This window comes from Burkholderia sp. Se-20378 (assembly GCF_017104665.1).
GTDB classification, from domain to species: Bacteria; Pseudomonadota; Gammaproteobacteria; order Burkholderiales; family Burkholderiaceae; genus Burkholderia; species Burkholderia lata.
On sequence record NZ_JAAGPG010000321.1, the window covers coordinates 1 to 9,264 of the forward strand.

Consider the following 9,264-nt stretch of genomic DNA (forward strand, 5'->3'; position numbering starts at 1 on the left):
TGCCCGAGCCGTTCGTCGATGCGGACGACATCGCGGACGTGGCCGTGGCCGCGCTCACCGATGCGCGCGTCGCGAACCGCGTGATCGAGGTCACGGGCCCGCGCGCGCTGACGTTTGCCGAGGCGGTCGGCGAAATCGCACGGGCCGCCGGCCGGCCGGTTGCCTATCGCGAGATTCCGGCCGATGCGTTCGTTGCCGGATTGCGCGAGGTCGGCGTGCCGGAGCCGGTCGTCGCGCTGCTCGACGATCTGTTCGACGTGGTGCTCGACGGGCGCAACAGCGCGGTGACGCACGGCATCGAAGAGTCGCTCGGGCGGCCGGCACGCGATTTCGCCGACTATGCGCGTGCGACGGCCGCCACCGGCGTGTGGAGCGCACGATCATGATCGCGTTCGTGACCGCCGCCTTGCTGTGGGGCTCGGCCATCGGCTGCGGGTTGATGGCCGGCGTGTATTTCGCGTTCTCGACGTTCGTGATGACGTCGCTCGGACGGATCGCGCCGCAGGCCGGCCTGGCCGCGATGAACGCGATCAACGTCGACATCGTGCGTTCGCCGTTCATGCCGCTGTTCCTCGTCACGACGCTGATGGCGCTTGCCCTGGTCGTGCTCGCGCTGTTCAATCGCGAGCAGCCGGGCGCGATGATGGTGGTCGCGGGCGGCGCGCTGTACGTGTTCGGCATGTTCGCAGTGACGATGGCCGTCAACGTGCCGCTCAACGATGCGCTCGCCGCGGCCGATCCGTCGACCGCGCAAGGCGCGGCGCTGTGGACGCGCTACGTGCACGACTGGACGATGTGGAATCACGTGCGCACGGTGGCGTCGGCAGCCGCGTGCGTGTTGTTCATCGCGGGGATTGCGGCGCGGTAGCGGCGCGCGTCATGCGGTGTGCGCGGCCGGCACGGGCAACCGGTATTCGGCGATCGTGCCGGCGTCGAAGGCGATCAGCGAGCCGCGTACCGGATCGTACCGCCGCGCGACGAAGCCCGGCAGCGTGCCGAGCGGCGTACCCGAGCCAATGCTCCAGATCGTCGTGCCGGCGGGCGTCGCGACATACAGCGATGCGCCGTCGCTGAACAGGTCGCCGATTCGATCGGGTTCGGTCGCCATCGGAATGCGCCGGTCGTTCGACTGCAGGGCTTCGGTCACATCCAGGATGCGCACGCCGGCGTCCTGCCCGGTTTCGGCGAATTCCTCCTCGTCCCAGTCGGCGAGCCCCCAGTACGCGATATGACGGCTGTCGATCCAGCAGGCAGGCGTGTCCCAGTCGTCGCGCTGGGTCAGGCTGACCACCGATTCGCCGTCTTCGCTTTCGAAGGGATTCGCGTCGAGCCATGCGTCGACCGACCAGGCACGCGGGATCGAAACGGGTTGCCAGACCCATCCGTCATCGAACAGCCGGCTGCCGTCGAGGCTCGGCACCAGCCGGCCGTGGAAGTAGTCGAGATAGTGTTCGGGCCGCTCGTCGTTGGCGTACGGCGCGATGTCGCGCGCGGTCAGCGATGCGCCGGTGGCCGGGTCGGCCGCATCGAGCCGGTTCCAGGCGGTGCGGTGTACGAAGATCGTGCGGTCGCGATGACGGAGGAAGCACGCGCTGAACGGGACGGTATGCGGATAGTAGTCGCCGCCGTCGAGCTGCATCGTCGGGGAGCCGGTGGCGACGTCGACGACGAGGCCGTGCCGCCCGTAGTCGGTCACGATCGCCGCGTACCGGCCGTCAGGCGACGCGTGCAGGCGATAAGCGGGTGTGCCGAACGCGGTGTGGCCCGTCGGTGGCGGGAGTGGCGGCAACGACACCGAACATGGCGTCGTACGGCATCCCGTATCGAGATCGACGCCGTGCAGCGAACCGTCCGTCGTCAACACGAGCAGATGGCCGTAGCCGGCTTGAACGACGCAGATATCGGCGATCGGCGTGTGTTCCCACGTGAGCGTATTCACGGCAGGGGATTCGTGCGTCGATGCAGACGAACGGTGCGGGATGTTCGTATTCATGGGCGCGATTCTATCGCCCACGGCGGCCGTGCCTACGCATAAAACGCCGACGGCGACACGCCGAAATGCCGCTTGAACATCGCGGAGAACGCGCTCTGGCTGCTGTAGCCGTGATCCATCGCGACGGTCAGCACCTTCTCGCCGTGCGCGAGGCGCTTGAGCGCGAGCAGCAGCCGCGCCTGTTCGCGCCAGCGGCGGAAGCTGAGCCCCGTCTCGCGCCGGAACGCGCGATGGAGCGTGCGGACCGACAGGCCGAGCAGGTCGGCCCACTCGGCGATCGTGCGGAGGTCGTCGGGCGCGGCGACGAGCGCGTCGCAGATCGTGCGCAGGCGCGGGTCGTGCGGCCACGGCAGGTACAGCGGCAGCAGCGGCGCGACCGTCACCTCGGCGAGCAGCAGGTGCATCAGGTGATCGTGGCGCGAGCCCGGCGCATAGTCGAGCGGCACGTCGACCGCGGCGAGGATCAGCTCGCGCAGCAGCGGATGCACTTCCACGACGCAGCTTCGCGCGGGCAGGTGCTCGACCGCGCCCGGCTCGACGAACACCGTGCGCATCTGCACGTCGCCGCTCATCTGCACCGTGTGGTCGAGACCGGCTTCGAGCCACACGCCGCGCGTCGGCGGCACGACCCACGACGCGCCTTCCGACTGCACGTGCATCACGCCCTCGATCGCATAGAGCAGTTGCGCGCGGCGATGGCGGTGCGGCGCGATCGACGTGCCGTGCGCGTACGTCGCCGCCATCGCCGAAACGGGCATCGGCGTCGATTCGAAGCGCAGGTGGGCACCGGGCGGCGTGGACTCGAGTGTCCGATTCGCGACAAGTCGTGACATTTTGGCGTGAGACAGGCAGTTGGTCGGGCGGGCACGATGGCGTTCCCATCCACGCCAGACCCCTGTCAGGATATTAATCCGTCAAACGCGATGAACAAGTCCCCATTTCTGTTTCCTTTCTGCGCGATCGCGCTGTGGGCCGGCAACGTGGTCGTGTCGAAGCTGTCGGCGTCGACGATCGACCCGTCGGCGATCACCTTCTACCGGCTGCTGCTCGCCGTCGCGCTGATGAGCGTGTTCACGCTGCGCCCCGCGTGGCGCAATCGCGCGGCGCTCGTCGCACACCTGCCGAAGCTCGCGGTGCTCGGCTTTCTCGCGATGGCGCTGTTCCAGAGCTTGTCCTACGAGGCCGCGAAGACGACCAGCGCGACCAACATGGCGATCATCACGGCGCTCGTGCCGCTGATGACGATGACGCTCAGCTCGCTGCTGCTCGGCGATCCGCCCAGTGTGGGCATGATCGGCGGCGGGGTGCTGTCGCTCGCGGGTGTCGTCTACCTGATCGCCGAGGGGCATCCGACGACGATCGCCGCGCGCGGCGTGCATACGGGCGACCTGCTGATGCTGGCCGCGTCGGCCGCGTATGCGCTGTACGGCGTGCTGCTCAAGCGCTGGCGCGTCGGCGCGCTGCCGGCGTGGCAGTCGACCTACGTGCAGGCGCTCGCCGCGCTCGTGTTCATGGTGCCGATGCTGCTGCGGTTGCCCGCGCAGGCGGCGTGGCCGACGCGTGCGAGCGTGCCGCTGATCCTGTATGCCGGTGTGCTGGCGTCGGTGGTGTTGCCGTATCTGTGGATGCAGGGCGTGCGGCTGCTCGGCCCGAGCCGCTGCGCGATGTTCATGAACCTGCTGCCGGTGATGACGGCCGGCGGCGCGATCGTGCTGCTCGGCGAATCGCTGAAGCTGTATCACCTGATCGGCGGCGGCGTGGCGCTCGTCGGCGTCGCGATCGCGCAGCGGTTTCCGTTCCAGGCGGGCGCATCGCAAGGAGTGCGGCAATGAGCGGCGATCGCGACATGCAGAACCTGATGGCCGCGCTGCCGGATGCGCGTGCAGCCGTGGAGGGGCCGGCGCTCGCGCACCAGCTCGAACGGATCGCGACCGCGCTCGAAGCGCTGGCGGGCACCGGGCAGCCGGCGCCGATCGATTTCGATGCGGCTGTCGCATTCCGCTGGCGCGGCTTCGACGGCGGGCGACGGACGCCGCCGCTCGAACCGGTCGCGACGCCCGCGCTCATCGCGTTCGATGCGCTGCGCAACGTCGAGCGGCAGGTGGCGATCGTCGAACGGAACACGCGGCAGTTCGTGCGCGGGTTCGCGGCGAATCACGTGCTGTTGACCGGCGCGCGCGGCACCGGGAAGTCGTCGATCGTGAAGGCGTGCCTGCACGCGTTCGCATCGCACGGGCTGCGGCTGATCGAGGTCGGCAAGGAGCAGTTGAGCGATCTGCCGGCGATCGTCGAGCTGGTGCGTGCGCGGCCCGAGCGGTACATCGTGTTCTGCGACGACCTGTCGTTCGAGGCGGGCGAGACCGGCTACAAGGAGCTGAAGACGGTGCTCGACGGCTCGGTCGCGAGCGACCTGTCGAACGTGCTGGTGTACGCGACGTCCAATCGCCGCCACCTGATGCCCGAGCAGGCGAGCGACAACGCGAACGTGTCGCGTGCGGAGAACGGCGAGCTGCATCCGGGCGACGCGGTGGAGGAGAAGATTTCGTTGTCCGAGCGCTTCGGGATCTGGGTGACGTTCTACGGGTTCACGCAGGATGCGTATCTGGCCGTTGTCGACAGCCGGCTTGGCGAAGCCGGATTCGATGCGGAACAGATTCGCGCGGCGCGCGAACCGGCGCTGCAGTGGGCGCTGGAACGCGGTGCGCGGTCGGGGCGGATTGCCGCGCAGTTCGTGCGGGATTATGCGGGGCGGCTGGCGGAAGAGGGGGCCGCAGGCGAAGGCGCACACGGGCGCACGGGTTGAGTGGGGCCACCGCTTGATGCGTGGCGCGTTGCTTTCACCGGCAAGGCCTCCACTTCGCCGGATGCCGGGCAGGCTTTGCGCGTGACGCGTGACGTCGCCGTCAACCACCGGCTGCCGCATCGATTGCGGCAGCCGGCGCTCCAGGGTTCCGCTGAATCGCGGCCCTGGCACGCCGGCCCGCGCGGACGGGCGGGGATCAACTGAAGCGATGGCTGAATTCCAGCCACAGCGTACGGCCGTAAGGCATGTAGTAGCCGACCGTGTAGTAAGGCCAGCCGGCGGAATCGTCGTGCTTGATCGTGTTGAACACGTTGTTCATGACGAAAGTCAGCGACGTGTCGCGCGAAAACTGGTGCGAGAGGCTCAGGTTCGCGAGCGTGGTCGGCGTCAGGTACGCGGTCTGGGCCGCATTCGGCACCTTGCCGTAGCGCTCGACCTGGATCGTCGACGTCCACTTCGGAATCGACCAGGTCAGGCTCATCGTGAGCTTGTCCGGCCACTCCGGGTTGCCGGTCGGGTTCGCGAGCGAATGCAGGAGGTCCTGCACCGGGCCGTTCGTATATTGCTGGTACTTGTGGCTGAGGACCTTCGTGAAGTTGGCGCTCAACAGGAACGTGCCCGCACGGCCGGCGCGCACGCGCCATTTGCCGCCGAGGTCGAAGCCTGTCGTCTTTTCCATCGCGGCGTTGATCGGGTTCACGAGGATCGTGTTGATCGCGCCGGGATCGAGCACGGCCGTCAGCGGGTTGCGGATCACGCGGCTCAGCGCGTCCACGCAGTTGGGCGAACTGGCGCTCAGTTGCCCCGTGCGGCAGGCGGATTCGGTCCGCAGCAGATTGTCCGGATCGATGGTCGTGACGAGATTGTCGATGCGGATGTTGTAGTAATCGGCCGACAGGTCGATGTCCGGCGTGGGCGCGAGCACGAAGCCGGCACCCCACGATTTGCCGTTTTCCGGCTTCAGGTTCGCATTGCCCTTCTGAATGAAGTTCGAGCCCGGCGACACGTTCGCGTATTCGCACGATGCGAGCGATTTCCCCGACTGGTTGCAGCGGAAGTAGTCGGTGGTCGATTCGAAATAGCCCTTCGACTGGCTCATGAAGATGTAATTCATGTCCGGTGCGCGAAAGCTCGTACCGTAATTGCCGCGCAGCAACAGCTCGCGCAGTGGCCGGTATTCGAGCCCGAGGTCGTACGTGAGCTTGTTGTTGCGGGTGCCGGCGAACGAGTAGTCGTCATAGCGCGTGGCGACGTTCGCGGTCAACTGGCTCAGGATCGGGATGCGCAGCTCGAGCGCGGCCGCGTAGCGCTTGCGATTGCCGCTCGCACCGGTCGCGCCGGCCGAGTTGTAGTACACGCCTTGATTGAGCGCGGGGTCGATGGCGTTGCTGAAACCCTGCGTGCCGTATTCGATCACGCTGGCGGCGCGCACGGGGCCCGCGGGCAGCGAGAACAGGTTGCCGTTGGCGGCGAGGCTGAAGGTCTGCGTCCACGTGTTGTTCCGGCTGGTCGATTCGCCGTACATCGACGCGAACTGGTTCGGCGTGAGCGGGGTCGCGAAGCGTGCGGCGCTGGGCGCGTAGATCGGAGCGCCGTCGGCCGCGGTGCCGAGCTGCGGGCCGAGGTAATAGCGGTCGACGTTCGACAACAGGCGCGGCGCCGTCGCGCGGCTCTGGTAGCCGGACGCGCTGTACGTGAGCTCGTAGTTCCAGCTGCTGTCGGGCAGCTTGCCGCGCAGGCCGGTGATCAGGTTGCCCGCGACGTCGTCCCAGCGCTTGTTCCACACCGATGCGCCGCCGATCTCCTGCGGCGAGATGCGCTTGGTCCACGCCTCGTTCGCCCCGGTTTCCTGATTGAAGAAGTAGCCGGTCGTCGCCGCGGCCGACGTCCAGCTAGGGCCGCGGGTGTTGTTCTCCGTCTGGTTCCAGGCAGTCGACACGGAGCCGAACAGCGTGACGAGATCGCTCAGCCGGTATTCGACGCCGCCGTACAGGTTCTCGCTGACGTTGTTCGTTTGCGTCGTCCAGTACGATGGCTGCGCGCCGCCGCTACCGCAGTACGCGCCATTGCGGGTGTTGACGGTGGACGTGCCGCCGAATGCGCCGATGCCCGCGAGCGCACCGCACGCGCCGGCGGCACCGACGTAGCGGCCGGTGTCGAGGTTCTGGCGTGCCCAGGTCTTGGTCGGCGTTTCGCCTTCGAGTGTCGACGCCGACATGAAGTCGCGCTGCCCGGACCATATCGGATTGGTCTTGCTGATCTCGAGGCCGAACACCGTGCTCAACGCGCCGAATTCCTTGCCGCCCGACACCTGAAGCCGGCCGTTGCCGCCGCCGCCGTCCCAGGTTCGGCCGCCCTTGACGTTGACCTCGATGCCGTCGATATGCTTCTTCATGATGATGTTGACCACACCCGCGATCGCGTCCGAGCCGTATACGGCGGAGGCCGCACCGTTCAGGATTTCGATCCGGTCGATCATCGCCGACGGAATGTTGGCCAGGTTCACGAAGTTGACGTTGCCGTCGTACGCGATCGGGTAGTCGGCCACGCGTCGGCCGTCGACGAGGACGAGCGTGTGGTTCGGGCCCAGGCTGCGCAGGCTGAGCGCATTCGCGGCCGGCGTGAACGTGTTGCCGAAGTCGGCGCCTTGCGTGAAGCCCGTGTTCTGGGTTTGCGACTGGAGCGCGTCGAAGACGTTTCGGTACCCTTTCGATTCGATCTCCTGACCGGTAATGACGGTGACGGGCGTCGCACCTTCCTTCTCGGAGCGTGGAATGCGCGACCCCGTCACGACGAACGTTTTCAGCGATGCAGCTGCGGGCTTTTGCGTCGTTTCCTCGTTGCGGGCCGGTGCGGCGGCGCTGGCCGGGTTGGGCGGCGCGCCGACGGCGGCTGTGCCCGACGCGGCTTCCTGCGCGGCGACGGGCATCCAGGTCGTTGCGAGGCCGGACAGGCAGAGCGCAATCGCGCTCCCTCTCTTGATATAGAGCGACGTGTTTTGCATCTTCAAGTAGGTTGGCGAGCAGGTTCAATGGCTGGCAGTTGCCGGGCATCCATGCCGCTTACGGCGGCATGGCGACTCGCAACTCCCTTTCGTCCGCGCAATTCCAGCGTCTGATTCGAGCTCCCGGAATGACGGGTGCGATCTGAAATCGGTCGAATGAATCGATTTTTCTTTCAGATGCCGTATTCGGGAGTAATGGCCGGTGGCGTGGCGAGAGACTTTATCGATCGACTTTTGGTCCGGCAAATGATCGTTACGTATATTGATGTGGCCGGGAGTAAGTAAATTGAAATGACTGGCTTATTCAATTTATCCGCTGAAAACAGGAAAAGCACCTGGCTTCGTGCGATGCGTCGCGTCGCAGCCGGTCATTCGCTACAGGTCGCGCCATCCGGGTTGCGTTGCGTAATGGCCGATCGCCGCGCGTAAAACCTGCGCGACGAGCGTCGGATTGGCCGCCTGCTTCGAGCCGCGGCATGAAATCCGCTGGAATGTACGAGGCGCGTGGTGTCCGGCGGAATGCGTGGTGCGTGAAACCGTGGTTCGCCAGCGACGTCCGTCAACCGGACATCGGCGCCATTCGAGCGGAATCCCGCTTCGGAAAACATCGCTTCAGGGCAAATAAAATAGTGTGAAAGTTTGATGTGATCAAACTTGTCTGGATTATCGGATGCCCCGAAATTGGGAATGTTTGATGTGATTTAACTTTTAAAGTTTGAGTAATAAGCGAGGCAAGTTTGATCTAGTCAAACTTTGAGTGTTTCATCAAAAAAAGTTTGACGGTCAAAATTTTTTCTTGATATCGTTCGCAATCAAGGAGCGGCGGTTTTTTTGAGGTATTCATTCCTTTTCGAATATCTTCCATTTCGACCCATGTGATCGAGGTCGGGCTGCGCTCCGCCGGCCGCTGTTCGAGCGGACGGGCATCCGCTTCATTTTCCGGAATCTAATCAATTTCGATAAGCCGTGATTTTCCCGTGTCGAGCGATCGGCGGGCGGGAAACGCATGTTCCGGAATAAGTAATGCTGATTTCTGGGTATTGAATCAAACACTGCCGCCGTCCGGGCCGTGGGGCATCGTGCATCGGCGACATTCGCATTGGGGGGCTGAAGGTGGGTATCAAGATCGAGGACGGTGTGTTCGCGTCCGGTGGTGGGCCGGCGATGCCCGGGCGCCCGCGGCAGTTCGGCGGGAAACAGCAGAACCCGGTGCGCCGGTTCGGCGGCATCGCGGTCGTGCTGCTGCTGCATGTGTTGCTGGTTTATGCGCTCGTCAACGGCCTCGCGACCAAGGTCGTGCAGGTGATTCAGCATCCGATCGAAACCCGCATCATCGAGCCGGTGAAGCCGCCGCCGCCCCCGCCACCGTTGCCGGTGGTCAAGCTGCCGCCGCCGAAAGCGACGTTGCCGCCGCCGCCGTTCGTGCCGCCCGCGGAGGTGCCGGTGCAGGCGCCGCCGCAAGCG

6 protein-coding genes and 2 pseudogenes are annotated in these 9,264 nt (G+C 65.8%); 5 read left to right on the forward strand and 3 right to left on the reverse strand.

The genetic code is table 11. From position 1 onward, the window contains the following. Both G3N93_RS26540 and G3N93_RS26545 read left to right on the forward strand, forming a co-directional pair. Positions 1-386, forward strand: a pseudogene (locus tag G3N93_RS26540) (NmrA family transcriptional regulator); the annotation flags it as partial. Next, positions 383-868, forward strand: coding sequence for a DUF1772 domain-containing protein (locus tag G3N93_RS26545; RefSeq protein ID WP_206124025.1), 486 nt, complete (start codon positions 383-385; stop codon positions 866-868). The pseudogene G3N93_RS26540 and the gene G3N93_RS26545, both read left to right, overlap by 4 nt. Before the next feature lie 9 nt (positions 869-877). Here G3N93_RS26545 and G3N93_RS26550 read toward each other — a convergent pair whose 3' ends face one another. Next, a complete protein-coding gene (locus G3N93_RS26550; protein ID WP_206134300.1) occupies positions 878-1,993 on the reverse strand; it encodes a hypothetical protein in 1,116 nt (371 codons plus the stop codon). A gap of 32 nt (positions 1,994-2,025) precedes the next feature. After that, positions 2,026-2,826: a helix-turn-helix transcriptional regulator gene (locus tag G3N93_RS26555; RefSeq protein WP_039362607.1), complete on the reverse strand. Its 801-nt coding sequence runs from the start codon at positions 2,824-2,826 to the stop codon at positions 2,026-2,028. A gap of 90 nt (positions 2,827-2,916) precedes the next feature. Between G3N93_RS26555 and G3N93_RS26560 the strand changes: the two genes are divergently transcribed. Then, positions 2,917-3,825 (forward strand): DMT family transporter, encoded by a 909-nt coding sequence (locus tag G3N93_RS26560; protein WP_206134301.1) that lies wholly within the window; start codon positions 2,917-2,919, stop codon positions 3,823-3,825. A gap of 26 nt (positions 3,826-3,851) precedes the next feature. After that, entirely contained in the window at positions 3,852-4,796 is a 945-nt protein-coding gene (locus tag G3N93_RS26565) for an ATP-binding protein (RefSeq protein WP_206134302.1), read from the forward strand. Positions 4,797-4,992: 196 nt separating this feature from the next. Here the strand turns inward: G3N93_RS26565 and G3N93_RS26570 are convergent, their stop codons facing one another. After that, a complete protein-coding gene (locus tag G3N93_RS26570) occupies positions 4,993-7,800 on the reverse strand; it encodes a TonB-dependent receptor domain-containing protein (RefSeq protein WP_206134303.1) in 2,808 nt (935 codons plus the stop codon). Positions 7,801-8,964: 1,164 nt separating this feature from the next. Between G3N93_RS26570 and G3N93_RS26575 the strand changes: the two are divergent. After that, a pseudogene (locus tag G3N93_RS26575) lies at positions 8,965-9,264 on the forward strand (energy transducer TonB); the annotation flags it as partial.

Bases quoted from the DNA above. Each gene is read 5' to 3' on its own strand.
- G3N93_RS26545 (WP_206124025.1), top strand. From the start codon at position 383: ATGATCGCGTTCGTGACCGCCGCCTTGCTGTGGGGCTCGGCCATCGGC.
- G3N93_RS26550 (WP_206134300.1), bottom strand. From the start codon at position 1,993: ATGAATACGAACATCCCGCACCGTTCGTCTGCATCGACGCACGAATCC.
- G3N93_RS26555 (WP_039362607.1), bottom strand. From the start codon at position 2,826: ATGTCACGACTTGTCGCGAATCGGACACTCGAGTCCACGCCGCCCGGT.
- G3N93_RS26560 (WP_206134301.1), top strand. From the start codon at position 2,917: ATGAACAAGTCCCCATTTCTGTTTCCTTTCTGCGCGATCGCGCTGTGG.
- G3N93_RS26565 (WP_206134302.1), top strand. From the start codon at position 3,852: ATGGCCGCGCTGCCGGATGCGCGTGCAGCCGTGGAGGGGCCGGCGCTC.
- G3N93_RS26570 (WP_206134303.1), bottom strand. From the start codon at position 7,800: ATGCAAAACACGTCGCTCTATATCAAGAGAGGGAGCGCGATTGCGCTC.